The organism is Streptomyces sp. SPB074, assembly GCF_000154905.1.
Classification (GTDB): Bacteria; Actinomycetota; Actinomycetes; order Streptomycetales; family Streptomycetaceae; genus Streptomyces.
This window is the reverse complement of the sequence record NZ_GG770539.1, coordinates 1,913,905-1,932,848: the sequence shown is the minus strand read 5'-3', so window position 1 is coordinate 1,932,848 and position 18,944 is coordinate 1,913,905. Positions and strand designations below refer to the sequence as shown.

18 protein-coding genes, 1 tRNA gene and 1 pseudogene are annotated in these 18,944 nt (G+C 74.4%); 12 read left to right on the top strand and 8 right to left on the bottom strand.

The genetic code is table 11. From position 1 onward, the window contains the following. From SSBG_RS07705 to SSBG_RS07685, 5 genes and pseudogenes are all read left to right on the top strand, one after another. Positions 1 to 484 (top strand): annotated as a pseudogene (locus SSBG_RS07705) (histidine kinase); the annotation flags it as partial. Next, a complete protein-coding gene (locus SSBG_RS07700) occupies positions 481 to 1,089 on the top strand; it encodes a roadblock/LC7 domain-containing protein (RefSeq protein WP_008745634.1) in 609 nt (202 codons plus the stop codon). The pseudogene SSBG_RS07705 and the gene SSBG_RS07700, both read left to right, overlap by 4 nt. Beyond that, positions 1,086 to 1,493: a DUF742 domain-containing protein gene (locus SSBG_RS07695; protein ID WP_008745633.1), complete on the top strand. Its 408-nt coding sequence runs from the start codon at positions 1,086 to 1,088 to the stop codon at positions 1,491 to 1,493. The genes SSBG_RS07700 and SSBG_RS07695 overlap by 4 nt, the downstream gene beginning before the upstream one ends. After that, entirely contained in the window at positions 1,474 to 2,145 is a 672-nt protein-coding gene (locus SSBG_RS07690; protein WP_008745632.1) for a GTP-binding protein, read from the top strand. The genes SSBG_RS07695 and SSBG_RS07690 overlap by 20 nt, the downstream gene beginning before the upstream one ends. 136 nt (positions 2,146 to 2,281) lie before the next feature. Further along, positions 2,282 to 3,520 (top strand): styrene monooxygenase/indole monooxygenase family protein, encoded by a 1,239-nt coding sequence (locus SSBG_RS07685; protein WP_008745631.1) that lies wholly within the window; start codon positions 2,282 to 2,284, stop codon positions 3,518 to 3,520. Between the two features lie 81 nt (positions 3,521 to 3,601). Here the strand turns inward: SSBG_RS07685 and SSBG_RS07680 are convergent, their stop codons facing one another. Beyond that, positions 3,602 to 3,868 carry a hypothetical protein gene (locus SSBG_RS07680; protein WP_008745630.1) on the bottom strand — a complete coding sequence of 89 codons (267 nt, stop codon included), beginning with the start codon at positions 3,866 to 3,868 and terminating at the stop codon, positions 3,602 to 3,604. 81 nt (positions 3,869 to 3,949) lie between these two features. After that, entirely contained in the window at positions 3,950 to 4,879 is a 930-nt protein-coding gene (locus SSBG_RS07675; RefSeq protein WP_008745629.1) for an AurF N-oxygenase family protein, read from the bottom strand. Positions 4,880 to 5,053: 174 nt separating this feature from the next. Here SSBG_RS07675 and SSBG_RS07670 point away from each other — a divergent pair, with 174 nt between their 5' ends. After that, entirely contained in the window at positions 5,054 to 6,463 is a 1,410-nt protein-coding gene (locus SSBG_RS07670) for a hypothetical protein (protein WP_050776872.1), read from the top strand. Positions 6,464 to 6,518: 55 nt separating this feature from the next. Here SSBG_RS07670 and SSBG_RS07665 read toward each other — a convergent pair whose 3' ends face one another. From SSBG_RS07665 to ligD, 5 genes are all read right to left on the bottom strand, one after another. After that, positions 6,519 to 7,994, bottom strand: coding sequence for a penicillin-binding transpeptidase domain-containing protein (locus SSBG_RS07665; protein WP_008745627.1), 1,476 nt, complete (start codon positions 7,992 to 7,994; stop codon positions 6,519 to 6,521). Continuing rightward, positions 7,991 to 9,394 (bottom strand): FtsW/RodA/SpoVE family cell cycle protein, encoded by a 1,404-nt coding sequence (locus SSBG_RS07660; protein WP_008745626.1) that lies wholly within the window; start codon positions 9,392 to 9,394, stop codon positions 7,991 to 7,993. The genes SSBG_RS07665 and SSBG_RS07660 overlap by 4 nt, the downstream gene beginning before the upstream one ends. Before the next feature lie 85 nt (positions 9,395 to 9,479). Continuing rightward, complete coding sequence (locus SSBG_RS07655; protein ID WP_037869180.1) at positions 9,480 to 9,884, bottom strand: hypothetical protein; 405 nt, start codon at positions 9,882 to 9,884, stop codon at positions 9,480 to 9,482. Between the two features lie 105 nt (positions 9,885 to 9,989). Continuing rightward, positions 9,990 to 10,904: a DNA ligase gene (locus SSBG_RS07650; protein WP_008745624.1), complete on the bottom strand. Its 915-nt coding sequence runs from the start codon at positions 10,902 to 10,904 to the stop codon at positions 9,990 to 9,992. Positions 10,905 to 11,124: 220 nt separating this feature from the next. Beyond that, on the bottom strand, positions 11,125 to 12,006 hold the full coding sequence (gene ligD / locus SSBG_RS07645) for a non-homologous end-joining DNA ligase (protein ID WP_008745623.1): 882 nt from the start codon (positions 12,004 to 12,006) through the stop codon (positions 11,125 to 11,127). An 83-nt stretch (positions 12,007 to 12,089) separates the two neighbouring features. Between ligD and SSBG_RS07640 the strand changes: the two genes are divergently transcribed. Beyond that, complete coding sequence (locus SSBG_RS07640; RefSeq protein ID WP_008745622.1) at positions 12,090 to 13,061, top strand: Ku protein; 972 nt, start codon at positions 12,090 to 12,092, stop codon at positions 13,059 to 13,061. Positions 13,062 to 13,191: 130 nt separating this feature from the next. Here SSBG_RS07640 and SSBG_RS07635 read toward each other — a convergent pair. Next, a tRNA-Arg gene (locus SSBG_RS07635) sits at positions 13,192 to 13,263 on the bottom strand. A 178-nt stretch (positions 13,264 to 13,441) separates the two neighbouring features. Here SSBG_RS07635 and SSBG_RS07630 point away from each other — a divergent pair. The 5 genes from SSBG_RS07630 to thrC all read left to right on the top strand — a co-directional run bounded on the left by SSBG_RS07630 (position 13,442) and on the right by thrC (position 18,916). Further along, a complete protein-coding gene (locus SSBG_RS07630; RefSeq protein ID WP_199781350.1) occupies positions 13,442 to 13,861 on the top strand; it encodes a response regulator in 420 nt (139 codons plus the stop codon). Between the two features lie 78 nt (positions 13,862 to 13,939). After that, positions 13,940 to 14,914, top strand: a complete 975-nt coding sequence (nrtL, locus tag SSBG_RS07625; RefSeq protein ID WP_008745620.1) for an ArgS-related anticodon-binding protein NrtL — start codon at positions 13,940 to 13,942, stop codon at positions 14,912 to 14,914. A gap of 21 nt (positions 14,915 to 14,935) precedes the next feature. Further along, complete coding sequence (gene lysA, locus SSBG_RS07620; protein ID WP_008745619.1) at positions 14,936 to 16,333, top strand: diaminopimelate decarboxylase; 1,398 nt, start codon at positions 14,936 to 14,938, stop codon at positions 16,331 to 16,333. Positions 16,334 to 16,546: 213 nt separating this feature from the next. Further along, positions 16,547 to 17,848 carry a homoserine dehydrogenase gene (locus SSBG_RS32075; protein WP_199781349.1) on the top strand — a complete coding sequence of 434 codons (1,302 nt, stop codon included), beginning with the start codon at positions 16,547 to 16,549 and terminating at the stop codon, positions 17,846 to 17,848. Between the two features lie 6 nt (positions 17,849 to 17,854). Continuing rightward, positions 17,855 to 18,916: a threonine synthase gene (gene thrC, locus SSBG_RS32070; protein WP_008745617.1), complete on the top strand. Its 1,062-nt coding sequence runs from the start codon at positions 17,855 to 17,857 to the stop codon at positions 18,914 to 18,916. Positions 18,917 to 18,944 lie beyond the last annotated feature (28 nt).

Sequence of the window (18,944 nt, the reverse complement as noted above, 5' to 3'; positions counted from 1 at the left end):
CTCGCGCGCGAGGAAGCCGCCCACCGGCGGCCCTGCGCCCGAGGACCCGCCACCCGCCTCGCCCTACGCCATAGGACCCGACGCCCACACGCGCATCCCGGACACCGCCGAGGCGGAGGCCGCAGCGGCGGAGCGGGTGGAGAACTGGGACCGGGTCACCGACAAGGGCCTGCCCAAGCGCACGCCGAAGATCTCGGCGCCCGCCCCCGCCCCCCGCACGGCCACCCCCGGCGTGGACGCCGAGGCCCTGCGCCGCAGGCTCGGCGGCTTCCACCAGGGGGCCACCCAGGGCCGCAAGGACGTGGAGGCCGCCCTCGCCGAGGAGACCGGGAGCCTGACCCCTCCCGGCACCGAGGACGGGGAACCCGCCCGGGACGGCGCCGCCGCGGGCCCCGGGAGCACCCGCACGCCCGCCGCCCCGACCACGGCGGACGCGCGTGAGGTACCAGCCGAGGGGGACTCAGCCGAGGAGGAACGCAGGTGACTGCGCCCGGCCGTACGACAGGTACGGCACGCACCGTCGACCCAACCACGCCGGGCGGCGACCGGACCGGTTACGGCCTCAGCAAAGAGGCCCGTAACCTCCAGTGGCTGCTCACCAACCTGGTCGAGGAGGTGCCAGGGCTGCTGTCGGTCGCCGTCGTCTCCTCGGACGGGCTGCTGCTGCTCTCCTCCGACCCCGACCACCAGCGCGCCCCCTCCGAGGCGGACCGCCCGCAGGGCCCGCGCGGCTCCAGCGCCGACCTGGCCACGATCGTCTCGGGGCTCGGCAGCCTGTGCGTCGGCGCTGCCCGGCTCATGGACGCGGGCGGGGTCAAGCAGACCATGGTCGCGATGGCGGAGGGAGCGCTCTTCGTCATGGCCATCAGCGACGGCTCGCTCCTCGGCGTGCACGCCGCCGCCGACTGCGACATGAGCGTCGTCGCCTACCACATGGCCCTCTTCGTGGGCCGCGCCGGACACGTCCTGACGCCCGAACTCCGCAGCGAACTGCGGCAGTCGATGGAGGGCGAGACCCCCGGCGAGACCCCCCGTGAGGACCCCGGCGCGGTGCCGGGCGCGCGCCCGGCGAAGGGAGCCGGCCAGTGAGCGAGCCCAAGAGTCCGAAGCTCCCGACCAGGGGAGCCGACCGCAAAGCATCCCGCGTGCGCCCGTACTCCCTCACCGGGGGCCGCACCCGCTTCGGGCACGTCCTGCTCGTGGAGACCTTCGTCGCCGCGCTCGAAGCCCCGCAGGAACGCCCCGAGCTCGTCAACGGCGACCTGCGCACCAAGGTCATGCCGGAGATGCGCGCGATCGTCGAGCTGTGCCGCAGGATGCGCACGGTCGCCGAGATCGCGGCGCTCCTGCGGATGCCGCTCGGGGTCGTGCGCGTACTGCTCAGCGACCTCGCCGACCAGGGAAAGATCCGCGTCTACGGCACCGGGCAGCAGCCCGGCCAGCCCGACCGCGCGCTGCTCGAAAGGGTGCTGAGTGGACTCCGCCGCCTCTGATCTCCTCGGCCGCCCGCAACCCGCCTACGTCGGCACGCGCGCCCCGGCCCGCGCCCCCGAGCCCGGCGAGGAGGACCTCAAGCCCTGGCAGCTCGACACGAGCCGGGCCCCCGCCTCCACGAAGATCGTGGTCGCTGGCGGCTTCGGCGTCGGCAAGACGACCCTCGTCGCCGCCGTCTCGGAGATCGTGCCGCTCCAGACCGAGGCCGTCATGACCCGCGCGAGCGAGGACACCGACGACCTCTCGGCGATCCCGGAGAAGACGACCACGACGGTCGCCATGGACTTCGGGCGCATCACGCTCGACGACGACCTCGTGCTCTACCTCTTCGGCACGCCCGGTCAGCAGCGGTTCTGGTTCATGTGGGACGACATCGTGCGCGGCGCGGTCGGCGCCGTCGTGCTCGCCGACACCCGCAGGCTCGGGGACTGCTTCCCCGCGCTCGACTACTTCGACAGCTGCGGGCTGCCCTACGTCGTCGCCGTGAACCATTTCGACGGATCGGAGCGCTTCGCGCCCGAGGACGTACGGGAGGCGCTGACGATCCCCGCGCGCGTACCTGTGATGATCATGGATGCGCGGCGCAGGATATCGGTGGTCGAGACCCTGCTCGCGCTCGTCGGTCACGCGCTCGACGCCCTGCCCGAGTAGGCGGGGATGCCGGTTCCCGTACGGGGGTAGGACGACCCGTGCGGGAACCGGGCCGGCGACGACGTCCCGTACATCCCCGGGCGCCCCGCCCCGCCGCGGCCCAGGACGCCCGCCCCGGAGAAGGAGAACCGCGCACATGCGGAAGATACTCATCGTGGGGGCCGGGCAGTCCGGTCTCCAGATCGCTCTCGGCCTCCAGTCGCACGGCTACGAGGTCACCCTCATGTCGAACCGCACCGCCGACGAGATCCGCTCCGGGCGGGTCATGTCGACGCAGTGCATGTTCCACACGGCGCTCCAGCACGAACGCGAGCTGGAGCTGAACTTCTGGGAGAACCAGGCCCCGCGCATCGAGGGCCTCGGCGTCTCGGTCGCCGCCCCCGACTCCGGCCGGGCCGTGGACTGGGTCGGCAAACTCGACGGCTACGCGCAGTCCGTGGACCAGCGCGTGAAGATGGCCGGCTGGATGGAGACCTTCGCCCAGCGCGGCGGCCAGGTCGTCATCCACGGCGCGGCCGTCGGCGACCTCGACTACTTCTCCCGCACCTACGACCTCGTGCTCGTCGCGGCGGGCAAGGGCGAACTGGTCTCGATGTTCGAACGGGACGCCTCGCGCTCCGTCTTCGACGCCCCGCAGCGCGCCCTCGCCGTCGCCTACGTGCACGGCCTCGCCCCGCGCCCCGAGCACCCCGACTTCGACGCGGTGCGCTGCAACCTGGTCCCCGGCGTCGGCGAGCTGTTCATCATGCCGACGTTCACCAACACCGGGCGCGCCGACATCCTCTTCTGGGAGGGCGTCCCCGGCGGCCCGCTCGACGCCTTCAAGGGCGTCAAGGACCCCTCCGAGCACCTCGCGCTGACGCTGGAGCTGATGGAGCGGTTCGTGCCCTGGGAGTACGCGCGGGCCACGAAGGTCGAGCTGACGGACGCGAACGGCACCCTCTCCGGCCGGTACGCGCCGACCGTCCGCAAGCCGGTGGGGCGGCTGCCGGGCGGCGGGGCCGTGCTCGGCGTCGCGGACGTCGTCGTCGCCAACGACCCGATCACGGGCCAGGGTTCGAACTCCGCCGCCAAGTGCGCGGCGAGCTACCTGTCCTCGATCGTCGAGCACGGCGACCAGCCGTTCGACGAGGCGTGGATGCGGTCCGCCTTCGACCGCTACTGGGACACGGCGCAGCACGTCGTCAAGTGGACCAACGCGATGCTCGGCGTCCCCCCGGAGCACGTCCTCAACCTGATCGGCGCCGCCGGTCAGCTCCAGCCGGTCGCCGACCGCTTCGCCAACGGCTTCAACGATCCGGCCGACTTCGAGAACTTCTTCTTCGAGCCGGAGAAGACGAACGCCTACCTGGCGTCGGTGCGGCCCGCGGCCTGACCGCCACCGCGCGGGCCCGCCCGGCGGGGGAGCGGGCCCGCCCATCCGCTGGGCCCGCCCGGCCCAGGAGCGGGCTCGCGCTCACGCCCGCTCGGGGCGCCGCCAGGGCCAGCGGCGCCGCTGCACCCTGCCCTCGGGGTCGTGCACGTACCGCCAGCCGCGCGCCATCCCGAGCCTGCTGCCCCGGCGCCTTTTCGGCTCGCGGTTGTAGACGAGCAGGGTCTCGCCGTCCGGTCCGGGGACGGGGACCTTGTACTGCTTCGGGGGCTGGCCCGTGGGCCCGGTCAGCACCGGGAGGACGCGGCCGTCCAGGGGGCCGCCCACGAACACGACGTTCTCGCTCTTCACGCGTCCAGTGTCGCCGAGCGGCGCGCGCGGCGCCTCGCGCGGGGCGGGGGAGTGCTCTCCCGCTCCACGCGGGGGCCCCGCTCAGGCCAGCAGCCCCGAGGAGCGCCACAGGCGGCGGCCCACGCCCTCCATCAGCCCGATGTCGTCCAGGAAGTCCGTCAGCCGCTTCGCGCCGTTCTGCATCACCTCGCGGCGGTGCGCGCTCGACCTCACCTGCCGCAGCGCCTCGCGCCGGTCGAGCCCCGCGTTCGTGTAGACGTCCGGGTTGACGAAGGCCACCGAGAAGATCCGCGCCGCCTCCCCGGCCGAGACCCGTGTCAGGTGCCGCTCCCACTTGGGCGCCGTCACCATCTGCCGCCGCAGCTCCTCGCGCGCGTAGCGCACGTGCCGCGCCTCCTCGATGACGTGGATGCGGGTCACACCGCGCACGAGCGGCTGCACGCGCGCGTCGGGGAAGGTGAGCCGCTGCATCCAGTCCAGGATCTCCTCGCCGAGCAGGGTGCAGGCGAAGGAACCGGGCGTGGTCGAGACGGTCTTGAGAACGCGGCCCATGGCGTGGTTGAAGCGGGTGACCGGGTACGGGTCCACACCGCCGGTCTTCACCAGGCGCGCGAACATCATCGAGTGCCGGCACTCGTCGGCGATCTCGGTGAGCGCGTAGCGCGTGTGGGCGCTCGTGATGTCCTTGTCGTAGATGTGCCGCACGAGCAGCTGCATGAGGATGATCTCGAACCACACGCCGAGCGAGGCGAGCGAGGCCGCCTCGTGCATCGAGAGCGTGATGCGCTGCTCCTCGCTCATCCGCTCCCACATCGGCGTCCCGTAGAGCGAGACCAGCTCCGGCGGCCAGAACCACTTGCCGGGCTCGAAGGGCGCGTCCCAGTCCAGTTCCTTGTCCGGGTCGAAGGAGTGCTTCGCCGAGGACTCCAGGAGCCGTTCGGCCACCGATTCCCTGTCCTTGAGCGTCCCGAGCGCGTCACGGAGGAGCGCGAAGTCCGTCACCGTCGCCATGTGCCTGCCACCCTCGTTCTCCGTCGTGCCGGCTCCGGCCGGGTTACCGGCGGTCACACCACTATGAGACTCCGTGTCAGTAAGGGCGTCAATCCCCTTGCCGGAACTTTGCGTTGAGGCGCCGGACGCGGCACGCGTGTCCCGGCGGTGCCGCGCATCGCCTACCGTTTGGCCATGTCCACGCCTCCGCCGCCGCAGCACCCGCACGGAGCTCCCTACGGAGACCCCCACGGAGTCCCCTCCGGCGAGCCGCCCGCGCAGCCCCCGTACCCCTACGAGCAGCAGCCCGACCCGCGCGACGGGGCGGCCGGGTACGGCTACCCGGCCCAGGACCCGTACGGGCAGCAGGGGCCCCCGCAGCCGTACGGGCAGCAGGGGCACGGCGGTTACGGCGAACAGGCGCCCTACGGGAACCCGTACGCGCAGCAGCCCCCCGCGTCCTACGGGGAGCAGCCCCCCGCGTCCTACGGGGAGCAGCCCCCCGCGTCCTACGGGGAGCAGCCCCCCGCGGCCCCCGACGCCTACGGGAACTGGTCCCCGGAGCCCCCGGCCGGTTACGGCCCCCCGCAGCCCGCCCCGTACGGCACCCCGTACGGCGGGCCCCAGCCCTTCGCGCAGCAGGCCCAGCACCAGCAGGCCCAGCACCAGCAGGCCCAGCACCCGCAGGCCGAGCAGCCCCACGCCGCGCAGCCTCACGCCGAGCAGCCCCACGCCGAGCAGCCCCAGTCCTCGCCCCCGCAGGCCCCCGCCGCGCTGCCGCCGGGAGCGGTGTCCTCCGGGCCGGGCCCGCAGGGCTCGTACGGGGCCGCCTACGACAGCCTGTACGGCCCCGCCGCGCCCCCCGGTGCCGCCGCGACCGGGACGCCCGCCTTCGGCGACCCCGAACCGGCGCCCGCGCGCGGGTCGCGGCGGAACCTGTTCCTCGGCATCGGCGCCGGGGTCGCCGTCCTCGCCGTCCTCGGCGCCGTGCTCCTCACCCGGGGCGGTGGCGGCGGCTCCGACCCGGACGCGGGCTTCCCCGAGGTGCACCAGCGCCTCGCGCCGCCCGCCACCCTCCTCGACGGCGCCTACACGCGGGACCAGGACCTCTCGCGCAACGAGGGCGCGAAGATCAACACCGAGGCGCGCGGCGCCCGCGACGTGCGCGACGCCACCGCCGTCGTCGTCACCTATGTCGGCAAGCCGGGGGACGGCGGGGGCGGTTCGCTCGTCGTCTCCGGCTTCAACGGGCGCATCCGCGAGCCCGACGCGACGCGCGCGGCGATGCTCAAGGGCGCGGCCAGCGCCAAGGGCGCCGAACTGCTCGCGCCCGCCAAGGGCTTCGGCGGCGCGAAGGGCGCCACGAAGGGGAACACGGTCGTGAGCTGCCAGACGATGTCCACGACGCAGGGCTCGGTGACCGTCGTCTTCCCCATGTGCGCCTGGGCGGACGGCAACACGGCGGCGACGATCGCCGAGATCACCCCGAAGAGCGTCGCGGCGAAGGCCGCCGACATCGATCTCGCGGCGGCGGCGAAGCGGGCCGGGCAGGTGCGCGCGGAGATGACGAAGCCCTACTGCCCGGGCGGCAAGGGCGTCTGCTGAGGGAGGCGCGCACGGCCCGGGGGTGGCCGGGGAAGACCGCCGCGCCCCCGGGCCCTCAGCGCCGCCCCCTCTTCCCCTCGCCCACCACCGCGGCCATCACCGCCCGCGCGATCGGGGCCGCGTTCCCGCCCCCGCTGATCTCGCCCCGGTCCGCCGAGGCGTCCTCGACCACGACCGCCACCGCCACCTGCGGCGAGGGCGCGCCGGACCCCTGCGCCCACGAGACGAACCAGGCGTACGGGGTGCCCTTGTTGCCGACGCCGTGCTGCGCGGTGCCCGTCTTGCCGCCCACCGTCGCGCCCTCGATCGCCGCGCGCCGCCCGGTGCCCTTCTCGACCGCGTCCACCATGAGCGCGCGCAGGCGCGCCGCCGTGGACGGGCTCATGGCCTGCCGCAGCGTGCGCGAGGGCGGCGCGTCCACGAGGCGCCCCTCGCGCGTCGTGGTGCGCTCGATCAGCCGCGGGCGCGGCAGCGCCCCGCCGGAGGCGACGGCGGAGGCCACCATCGCCATCTGGAGCGGCGTCGCCCGCGTGTCGTACTGGCCGATCGAGGAGAGCGCGAGCTGCGCCTTGTCGAGCCGGGTGCCGAAGACGGAGCGCACGACGGGCGAGGGGATGCCGGGCGTCGCGGCGCCGAAGCCGAAGCGCCCGGCGGCCCGCGTCATCTCGCCGAGCCCCGTGCGCACCCCGAGCGCCGCGAACACCGTGTTGCACGACCACCGGAACGCGTACCGCAGACTCGCGTCCCCGCACCCCTCCACCTCGTTCGCGAGCCGGGTCGCGCTCCCCGGCAGCCGGTACGGGTCGGGCGCGCCCGTCCCCTCGTCCACGTCCCGCACCGCCCCGGAGTCCAGCGCGGCGGCGGCCGTCACGATCTTGAACGTCGAGCCCGGCGGGTACGTCTGCCGCAGCGCCCGGTTGAGGAGCGGCTGCGCCGGATCGGCCGTGAGCCGCGCCCAGGCCGCCGTCACGGCGCGGCCCGTGCCCGAGAGCACGCCGGGGTCGTACGAGGGCGAACTGACGAGCGCGAGGACCCGGCCCGTGGCGGGGTCGAGCGCGGCGACGGCCCCCGTGCGCCCCGCGAGCCCGTCGAAGGCGGCGCGCTGCGCCTTCGGGTCGATCGTCGTGGCGACGTTCCCGCCCCGGGGCCGCGCGCGGACCAGGTCGTTCCAGAGCGGGACGGCGCGCAGGCCGGGGTCCGCGCCGGTCAGGAGCCCGTCCTCGGCGCGCTCCAGGAGCGTGCTCCCGTACACCTGCGAGGCGAAGCCGGTGACGGGCGCGTAGAGCGGGCCGTCCGTGTACGTGCGCTCGTACCGCAGTTGCTCGCGCGTGTCCCGCGAGCCGGTGACCGGGTGCCCGCCGACGAGGATGTCCCCGCGCGGGCGGTCCCAGCGGGCGATGGCGGCCCGGCGGTTGGCCGGGTTGTGGTCGTAGGCGGAGGCGCGGACGAGCTGGACGCGGACGGCGTTGAGCACGAGGGCGACCAGGAGCAGGAGGCAGAAGAAGGCGGCGCGCCGCTGGTAGCGGCTCACGCGCCCGCCCCGCCTCGTACCCAGCCCGTCTCCGGGCCCTCCGGTGCCTCCCGCGGGTCCGCCGCGCGGGCCGCCCGGTCGCTCATGAGCAGCAGCAGCGCCACGATCACCCAGTTCGTGACGACCGAGGAGCCGCCCTGCGCGAGGAAGGGCATCGCCATCCCGGTGAGCGGGATGAGGCCCGTCACGCCGCCCGCGATGACGAAGACCTGGAGCGCGACGATCGAGGCGAGCCCGGTCGCGAGCAGCCGCCCGAAGGTGTCAGGGAGTTCGAGGCCCGTACGGAAACCGCGCGCGACGAGCAGCGCGTAGAGCAGGAAGAGCGCCGTGAGCCCCGCGAGGCCCAGTTCCTCGCCCGCGGTCGCGAGGATGAAGTCGGACTTCGTCGCGAAGCCGATGAGGACCGAGTGCCCCGCGCCGAGCCCGGTGCCGGTGAAGCCCCCGGCGGCGAAGGCGAAGAGGGACTGCGCGAGCTGGCCGGGACCGGCGCCCGCGTCGATCGAGGCGAAGGGGTGCAGCCAGTCCTCGACGCGCTGGTGCACGTGCGGCTCCAGCGTGCCCACCGCCCACGCCCCGAGCGCGGCCAGGACGAGCCCGGCCGCGATCCAGCCGGTGCGTCCCGTCGCGACGTACAGCAGGACGACGAAGAGCCCGAAGAAGAGCAGCGAGGTGCCGAGGTCGCGCTCCAGGACGAGGACGCCGACGCTCAGCAGCCACACCGTCAGGACCGGCCCGAGGACGCGGGCGCTCGGCAGCCGCGTCCACAGCAGCCTGCGGCCCGTGTGGCGCAGCGCCTCGCGGTTCGCGGCGAGGTAGCTCGCGAAGAAGACGGCGAGCAGCACCTTCGCGAACTCGCCGGGCTGGAGGGAGAAGTCCCCGAGGCGCAGCCAGATCCGGGCCCCGTTCACGGCCGGGAAGAAGATCGGCACGATCATCAGGACGAGCGCGGCGAGCATCGCGAGGTAGGCGAAGCGCTGGAGGAGGCGGTCGTCGGGCAGCAGCGCCACGACGGCGAGGAAGAGCGCGAAACCCGTCATCGACCACACGAGCTGCGCGGGCGCGGCGCGGTCGCCCGGGGTCTGGAGGTCGAGCCGGTAGATGAGGACGAGGCCGATGCCGTTGAGCAGGACGCCGATCGGCAGCGGGAGCGGGTCGGCGAGGGGGGCGCGCAGGCGCACGACCAGGTGGGCGAGGAGCGCGAGGCCCGCGAGCCCCGCGAGGTTGCGCAGCGCGTCGGGCGGCACCCGGTCCTCGCGCGTGAGTCCCACGGCCACGTACCCGAGCAGGACCAGGCCGACCGCGAGGACGAGCAGCCCGAGCTCGACCCCCCGCCGGCGGAGCGGCGGCACGGCGCGCGCCGCGAGGCCCGCCGCCGCGTCCGCCGTCCTGGTTCCGGTCATGCCGGGAACGTAGCAAGCGGGGTGCGGATTGTCCCGTTATGCGAGGCGGAGTCCGCCGGGGCGGACCCGCGCCCCCGATGGGCCGTCAGCAGGTGCGCGGGACGCCCTCGGTCTCGATCGACCGGCTCGGCGCGGCGACCCACGTCCCGTCGGTCAGCAGGAACCAGCGGTCCTCGCCCTGGACGAGCTCACCGCGCATGGCGCAGTGGATCGCGACGGCGCCGCCGTACGGGCGGCGCCCGACCTCGGTCCCCGCGCGGCGCGGCGCGTCCCGCAGGGTCAGGCCCTCGCGCGCGACGACGAGCCCGTGCGCGCTGGCCGGGGTCTCGCCGAAGGCGGTACGGGGCGCCGGGTCGGCGGGGGTCGCGGCGGCGGGGGTCGCGGCGGCGTGGGCCGGGTCGGCCTGGGGCGCGGCGGCGTGGGCCGCGGCGGCGGGGGAGAGGAGGGCGGCGGCGAGGAGGGCGAGCGCTACGGGTTTCCGGTGCGGCATGGACGACTCCCTGAAGTGCGATGAAGTGACCACAGATGGTCACGAATCAACGTAAAAGGCCCATCGAGAGATCGCAAAAGACCACAAGGCGTCACGACCCGGCGCTCACTCCCCGCGCCCTCCCCGGAACCGCACCGCCTCCACGGTCCCCTGCCGCGTCGTCTCCCGCCGCACCTCCACGACCCCGCCGGGCCGCACCCGCGTGAACGGGACCTCGCCGACCCCGGCGGCGGTGACGAGTCCCGCGTCCGCCCCCTCCTCGTCGGCGGGCAGCGCGCCTGCGGCCCCGGCCCGCAGCGCGGGGGCGAGCGGGCGCGATGCGACGGGGGTGCCGTCACCCGGCAGGGCGAGCACGAGCAGCCTCGGTGCGCGCCGCGCCCCGACGTACCCGAGGACGAGCGCGTCCTTCGTGTCGCGGTGCCGCACCTTGCGCCAGGCGCGCCGCCCGCCCGGGTACCCCTGCCGCGCCCGCTTGGCGACGATGCCCTCGACGCCCGTCCCGGCGAGCGCCTCGTACCACTGGAGGGCCGTCGCGCGCTCCTCGGTGGCGGGCACGGCCTGGAGCGGGGGCCCGAGCGGCGCGAGCAGGCCGAGGAGCCGGGCGCGGCGTTCCGCGTACGGGTGCGGGCGCAGGTCCTCGCCGCCGAGCGCGAGGAGGTCGAAGGCGGCGTACGAGGCGGGCAGCGCCCGCGCGAGCGCAGGGGCCCGCGCGGCCGTCGCCGCCGCCCGCCGCTGCACGGCGGCGAAATCCGTGCGTCCCCCGGTCCACACCACCACCTCCCCGTCGAGCACGGTCCCCGCGGGCAAGCGCTCCGCCGCCTCCACGAGATCGGGGAAGGCGCCGGTCACCCGCCGCCCCGACCGCGCCTGGAGCACGACGTCCTCCCCGCGCACCACGAGGAGCCGATGCCCGTCGAACTTCGGCTCGTACACCCACCCGGCCCCGGCGGGCAGCCGGTCGACGGCTTCGGCGAGGGCGGCACGGAGCGGCAGCCGGAACCCGGGAGGCAGACCGTTCACGACACCCGCCCCGCCCGGCGCCCCGCTCCCGGACCCCGCACCGCCCGACGCGGCCCGGCCCCCGCACCCCTGCCGCCGCGCCCGCTCGCGGGGCGTTCCCGGCTCCCGCGCGTGCTCGCGGGGCCTTCCCCGCTCCCGCTTTCGCGCCCGCTCGCCGCGCTTCCCGCGCTCCTCCCGCTCCTCCCGCTCCTCCCGCTTCTCCCGCCCCTCTCGCGCCCCGTCACGGCAGTTCCCCCGCGCCCTCGCCCGTCACCAGGGGGGCGAGCAGTTCGCCGTGCTTCTTGAGGCGGGACGGGATGTCCTGGGCGAGTACCACCAGGTCCTCCGGGGCCTCGCAGTGCTCGACCTCCGCCCAGGTCAGCGGGGCCGAGGCGGTGGGACGGTCGCGGGCGCGGAGGGTGTACGGGGTCGCCGTCGTTTTCGCGGCGGCGTTCTGGCTGAAGTCCACGAAGACCTTGCCCGCGCGGAGCTTCTTCGTCATGCGGTGCAGCGCGAGGTCCGGGAGCTCCCCCTCCGCCTCCACGGCCAGCTTCTTCGCGTACGCCGTGACCTCGGACGACGGGGCGGGCACGAGCGGGGCGAGCAGGTGCAGGCCCTTGGAGCCCGAGGTCTTCACGTACGCGGTCAGCCCGTCCGCCGCCAAGCGCTCCCGCAGCCACCGGGCGACGACGGCGCACTCCACGACCGTCGCGGGCTCGCCCGGGTCGAGATCGAGCACGAGCCGGTCCGCCCGCCCCCGCCCGTCCAGCCGCCACTGCGGCGTGTGGAACTCCGTCACCAGGTTCGCCGCCCACATGAGCGAGGGCAGGTCGGCGATCACCACCTGCTCGCCGGCCCCGTCCGAGCGCTCGACCCGGGCGACCCGCACCCACTCGGGCGTACCGGGGGGCGGGTTCTTGGAGAAGAAACGCTGGCCCGAGGGCCCGTCCGGGTAGCGCAGGAAGGAGACGGGCCGGTCCCGCAGATGCGGCAGCATGACCCCGGCGACCCCGGCGTAGTAGTGCAGGACCTCGCCCTTCGTGAAGCCGTCGCCCGGGTACAGCACCTTCTGCAGATTGCTCAGCGCGAGCCGTCGCCCCGCCACATGCGTGATCGGCGTCATACAATAAGAATTCCACGCAAAGCGGTCACTCACCCTTCCCGGCGCGAGTCCACGGCGGGAGCCCTCCGGCGAAAGGCAGCGACGTGCGATCGATCTGGAACGGCGCGGTCTCCTTCGGCCTGGTCAGCATCCCGGTGAAGCTCGTCAACGCGACCGAGAACCACACCGTCTCCTTCCGCCAGATCCACACCGAGGACGGCGGCCGGGTCCGCTACCGCAAGGTGTGCGAACTGGAGGACAAGGAGGTCTCGGGCGACGAGATCGGCAAGGCGTACGAGGGCGCCGACGGCGGCCTCATCCCCATCACCGACGAGGACCTGGCCTCGCTCCCGCTGCCGACGACCAAGACGATCGACATCGTCGCCTTCGTCCCCGCCGACAGCATCGACCCGCTCCAGATGGACGCCGCCTACTACCTCGCCTCGGGCGGCTCGAACGCCGCGAAGCCGTACACGCTGCTGCGCGAGGCCCTCAAGCGCGGCCACCGCGTCGCGCTCGCGAAGTTCGCCCTGCGCGGCAAGGAACGCCTCGGGATGCTCCGCGTCGTCGGCGACGTCATCGTCCTGCACGGCCTGCACTGGCCCGACGAGATCCGCGTCCCCGAGGGCGTGGCCCCCACCGAGGACGTCAAGGTCCGCGACAAGGAACTCGACCTCGCCGAGTCCCTCATGGACACCCTCGGCGAGGCCGACGTGAACGACCTCCACGACGACTACCGGCAGGCCGTCGAGGAGATGATCGCCGCGAAGACCGAGGGCCACGACCTCCCGGCCCCCGAACGCCCGGCGGGCGGCGGCAAGGTCATCGACCTGATGGCGGCCCTGGAGAACAGCGTGAAGGCCGCCCAGAAATCCCGCGGCGACGACCCCTCGGGCGAGGAGGTCGCCGAGGTCCACCACCTGGAAGACCGCAAGAAGAAGGCACCCCCGAAGAAGAAGACGACACCAGCGAAGAAACCCGCCCCGGCGAGGAAGACGGCAGCGGCGAAGAAGAGCACGGCGAAGAAGCAGACCCCGAAGAAGAAGACGACAGCATCCCGCCGAAAGGCGTCCTAGCGACCGCGACGCCGCGACCCCTCAGCCTCCCTGAGGCAACGAGAAAGGGCGGGAGTCGGTGACCGACTCCCGCCCTTCCCTCTCGGCATCCGCCCAGCTCAGCGCCGCGTTTCCGCTGATCTCTGGCGAGTGCCCCCGGCAGGATTCGAACCTGCGCACACGGCTCCGGAGGCCGTTGCTCTATCCCCTGAGCTACGGGGGCGTGCCGGCCGCTGTGAGGCGGCGACGGGTAGAACAGTATCAGCTTCGGGTGGGTGGGGGTGACCAGGTATTGCGGGGGTCGGAAGGGGTCCGCACGGGCGTCCGGGCGGGTCCCTCCGTGGGGGTGGATGTGGGGAAAGCCGGGACGAGGGGTGGGCGGCGCGCCTAGGCTCTGCGGTGTGCCAGGGGCGACCGGCCGGGTCCTTGTGGTCGACGACAACAAGATGATCCGGCAGCTGATCAGGGTCAATCTCGAACTGGAAGGCTTCGAGGTGGTGACCGCGGCCGATGGTGCCGAGTGCCTGGAGATCGTGCACGAGGTGCGGCCCGACGTCATCACCCTCGACCTCGTCATGCCCCGGCTCGACGGGGTGCGCACCGCCGAGCGGCTGCGCGCCGACCCGCGCACGCGGCACGTGCCGCTCGCCATGGTCAGCGCCTCCAGCGCCGAGGAGGTCGGCCGCGCGCTCCCCGACATCGACCTCTTCCTCGCCAAGCCCTTCGAGCCCGAGTGCCTCGTGGCCGCCGTACGGGAACTCGCCGAGCGCGGCCGCCGCGTCGCCGCCGAACGCGGGGAGGGCGCGGAGGAGGGGGAGTGAGCCCGGGGCCGTCCACATGCCGGACCCCGCCCCCCGTCCATTGGCCCCCACCCCACCCCCCTCCCCTACGCTGGACCCGTGACCCCCGCAGAGCTCTCGCGCACCGTCCTCGGTGCGCTCCGGCACGCCGTGCGCGAGGGCGCGGTGGCCGAGGTTAGCGAGGGGGTGGCGGAGCGGGTGACCGTCGCCGTGCCGCGGCCCGGGGGGTACGGGGACTACGCCTGCAACGTCGCGCTGCTCGCGGCCGGGCCCGCCCGGACCTCGCCGCTCGCCCTCGCCGCTCTGCTGCGCGAGCGGCTGCGGCACGATCCGCGGCTCGCCGAGGTCCGCGTGACCGGGCCCGGTTTCCTCAACTTCCGCCTCGCGGGCCCCGCCTCCTACGAACGGGACGTCGTCGCCGAGGCCGGACGCCCCGGCGACGCCCTGGCCGGGCAACGCCTCGTACTGCGGCCCGACGGCGCGCGCGCGCACGTCCTCGCCGAGGCCCTCGTCCGCCTCGTCCGCGCCCAGGGCGGCGAGGCCCGCCTCGACGCCACCGGCGGCGAGCCCCTGCGCGCCGCGCCCCCGTACGAGGCCACCGCGCCCCTCGACCCCGACACCCGCCGCTGGGCCCTCCTGCACACCGCTCCCGCCGAGCGGCCCCGCCTCGACGCCGGCCTCCTCGTGCAGCGCGTCGAGAACCCCCTCTTCCTCGTGCGCTACGCGCACGCCCGCGCCCGCGCCCTCGTGCGCAACGCCGCCGACCTCGGCTACGGGCCCGAGCCCGGCGACAGCGGACCCGAGGCCGCCCCGCTCCTCGCGCTGCTCGCCGAGCACCCCGCCGTGCTGCTCCGCGCCGCTGAGCACCGCGCACCCGACCGGCTCGCGCGCCGGCTCGTACGCCTCGCCGACGCCCTCCTCGGCTTCCACGACCGCACCGGCGGGCTGCTCCCGCTCGGCGGGCTCAAACCCCTGGCCGCCCACCGCGCCCGGCTGGCCCTCGCCGAAGCCGCCGGGACGGTGCTCGCCGGTGGCCTGACCCTGCTCGGCATCAGCGCGCCCCAGTACGTCTGAACGATAGAGAGCACGACAGCCATGAGCCGTTCCGCCCACCCTGCCGGTCCCCGCCACGGAGACGTCCTGCCCGAGGGCCACTACGCGGCCCCGCCCGCCGACCTCAACGCCCTGGACCCGAAGGTCTGGGCCCGCACCGTCCGCCGCGAGAGCGCCGAGGAGGGCGCCCTCAGCGTCGGCGGCGTGCCCGTCACGCGCCTCGCCGAGGAGTTCGGCACGCCCGCCTACTTCCTCGACGAGGAGGACTTCCGGGCCCGTTGCCGCGACTGGCGCTCCGCCTTCGGCGAGGGTGCCGACGTGTTCTACGCGGGCAAGGCGTTCCTCAGCCGCGCCGTCGTGCGCTGGCTGCACGAGGAGGGCCTCAACCTCGACGTCTGCTCGGGCGGCGAACTGCTCACCGCGCTCGACGCCGGGATGCCCGCCGCGCGCATCGCCTTCCACGGCAACAACAAGACGGCGGCCGAGATCGAGCGGGCCGTCTCCGCCGGGGTCGGCCGCATCGTCGTCGACTCCTTCCAGGAACTCGCCCGCGTCGCGCACACCGCGCAGGCCCACGGCCGCGTCCAGCGCGTGCAGATCCGCGTCACCGTCGGCGTCGAGGCCCACACCCACGAATTCATCGCGACCGCGCACGAGGACCAGAAGTTCGGCCTCGCGCTCGCCGGGGGACAGGCCGCCGAGGCCGTGCGCCGCGCGCTCACCCTCGACGGGATCGAACTCGTCGGCATCCACTCGCACATCGGCTCGCAGATCTTCGACATGGCGGGCTTCGAGGTCTCCGCGCGCCGCGTCGTCGGGCTGCTCGCCGAGATCCGCGACGAGCACGGCGTCGAACTGCCCGAGATCGACCTCGGCGGCGGCCTCGGCATCGCCTACACCTCCGAGGACGACCCGCGCGAGCCGCACGAGATCGCCAAGGCGCTCGGCGACATCGTCACGCGCGAGTGCGAGAGCGCCGGGCTCGCCGTGCCCCGCATCTCCGTCGAGCCGGGCCGCGCCATCGTCGGGCCCACGGCCTTCACGCTGTACGAGGTCGGGACGATCAAGCCCCTGGAGGGGCTGCGCACGTACGTCTCCGTCGACGGCGGCATGTCGGACAACATCCGCACCGCGCTCTACGACGCCGAGTACTCCGTCGCGCTCGCCTCGCGCGTCTCCGACGCCGAGCCGATGCTCGTCCGCGTCGTGGGCAAGCACTGTGAGAGTGGCGACATCGTCGTGCGGGACGCCTTCCTGCCGGCCGACCTCGCGCCCGGCGACCTGCTCGCCGTACCGGCGACGGGCGCCTACTGCCGCTCGATGGCGAGCAACTACAACCACGCGCTGCGCCCCCCCGTCGTGGCCGTACGGGACGGCGGCGCCCGCGTCGTCGTGCGCCGCGAGACGGAGGAGGACCTGCTCCGGCTCGACGTCGGCTGAACCGGGCCGAGGGGACGGGGCGTCGTGGCGGGGCGGGTCACGGCGCCCCGCACCCGTACGGAATGCTTGTCTCACGCATCGGACGCGGGGCTGAAACCCCGGGGCGGTGCGTGAGACTGGACCCACCGCGACACACAGGCTCCGCGTTCCCCGGGCTCCGCGACACGGACCCGGAGCCCCGCGGAACGACACGGAAAGACGAAACGAGGTCGGATGATGCGCACGCGTCCGCTGAAGGTGGCGCTCCTTGGCTGTGGGGTAGTCGGCTCAGAGGTGGCGCGCATCATGACGACGCACGCCGACGACCTCGCCGCCCGCATCGGCGCCCCCGTCGAACTCGCCGGCGTCGCCGTGCGCCGTCCCGACAAGGTGCGCGAGGGCATCGACCCCGCGCTCGTCACGACGGACGCGACGGCGCTCGTCGAACGCGGCGACCTCGACGTCGTCATCGAGGTCATCGGCGGCATCGAGCCCGCCCGCACCCTCATCACGACGGCCTTCGCGCACGGCGCCTCCGTCGTCTCGGCGAACAAGGCGCTCCTCGCCAAGGACGGCCCCGCGCTGCACGCCTCCGCCGCCGGGCACGGCAGGGACCTCTACTACGAGGCCGCCGTCGCGGGCGCCATCCCGCTGCTGCGCCCGCTGCGCGAATCCCTCGCCGGGGACCAGGTGCACCGCGTCCTCGGCATCGTCAACGGCACGACGAACTTCATCCTCGACAAGATGGACGCGACCGGCGCCGGCTACCAGGAGGCCCTGGACGAGGCCACCGCGCTCGGCTACGCCGAGGCCGACCCGACCGCCGACGTCGAGGGCTTCGACGCCGCCGCCAAGGCCGCGATCCTCGCCGGGATCGCCTTCCACAGCCGCGTCCGCCTCGACGACGTGCACCGCGAGGGCATGACCGAGGTGACCGCCGCCGACTTCGCCTCCGCGCGCGCCATGGGCTGCACCATCAAGCTCCTCGCGATCTGCGAGCGCGGCGCTGACGGCCGCGGCGTCAGCGCCCGCGTCCACCCCGCGATGCTGCCGCTCAGCCACCCCCTCGCCTCCGTCCGCGAGGCGTACAACGCGGTCTTCGTGGAGTCCGAGGCGGCCGGGCGGCTCATGTTCTACGGGCCCGGGGCGGGCGGCACCCCGACCGCGTCCGCCGTCCTCGGGGACCTCGTCGCCGTCTGCCGCAACCGGCTCGCGGGCGCCACCGGGCCCGGCGAGTCCGCGTACGCGGGACTGACCGTCTCCGGGATGGGCGAGGTCGTCACGCGCTACCACATCAGTCTCGACGTCGCCGACAAACCCGGGGTGCTCGCCCAGGTCGCGACCGTCTTCGCCGAACAGGGCGTGTCGATCGACACCGTGCGCCAGCAGGGCCGGGGCGACGGCAGCGGCGAGGCGAGCCTCGTCGTCGTCACCCACCGGGCCGCCGACGCGGCCCTCAGCAGCACCGTCGAGGCGCTGCGCAAGCTCGACACCGTCCGGGGCGTCGCCAGCATCATGCGGGTTGAAGGAGAGTAGGCAGTCATGGTCCACCAGTGGCGCGGCATCATCGAGGAGTACCGGGACCGGCTCCCGGTCGAGGACACGACCGAGGTCGTCACGCTCGGCGAGGGCGGCACGCCCCTCGTCCCCGCGCAGGTGCTCTCCGAGCGCACCGGCTGCGAGGTGTATCTCAAGGTCGAGGGCGCGAACCCGACCGGGTCCTTCAAGGACCGCGGCATGACGATGGCGATCACGCGCGCCAAGGAGGAGGGCGCGAAGGCGGTCATCTGCGCCTCCACGGGCAACACCTCCGCCTCGGCCGCCGCCTACGCGGTCCGCGCCCGCATGGTCAGCGCGGTGCTCGTGCCGCAGGGCAAGATCGCGCTCGGCAAGATGGGCCAGGCCCTCGTGCACGGCGCGAAGATCCTCCAGGTGGACGGCAACTTCGACGACTGCCTCACCCTCGCCCGCGCGCTCGCCGACAACTACCCGGTCTCGCTGGTCAATTCGGTCAACCCGGTGCGCATCGAGGGCCAGAAGACGGCCGCCTTCGAGATCGTGGACGCGCTGGGCGAGGCACCCGACATCCACGTCCTCCCCGTCGGCAACGCGGGCAACATCACGGCCTACTGGAAGGGGTACCGCGAGTACGCCGCCGACGGCGTCGCGAGCCGCACCCCGCGCATGTGGGGCTTCCAGGCGAGCGGTTCGGCGCCGATCGTGCGCGGCGAGGTCGTCAAGGACCCCCGTACGCTCGCCACCGCGATCCGGATCGGCAACCCGGCCTCCTGGCAGCAGGCGCTCGCCGCGCGCGAGGAGTCCGGCGGGCTCATCGACGAGGTGACCGACCGCCAGATCCTGGCCGCCTACCGGCTGTTGGCCGGGCAAGAGGGCGTCTTCGTGGAGCCCGCCTCCGCGGCCTCGGTCGCCGGGTTGCTCAAGGCCGCCGAACAGGGCCTCGTGGACCCGGGGCAGCGCATCGTGTGCACGGTCACCGGCAACGGCCTCAAGGACCCCGACCGCGCCACCGAGGGCGCCCCGCGCCCCACCGTCATCCCCGTGGACGCCGCCTCCGCCGCCCGCCGCCTCGGCCTGACGGGCTGACACCCGCGGGCGCCGCACGTCAGCGAAA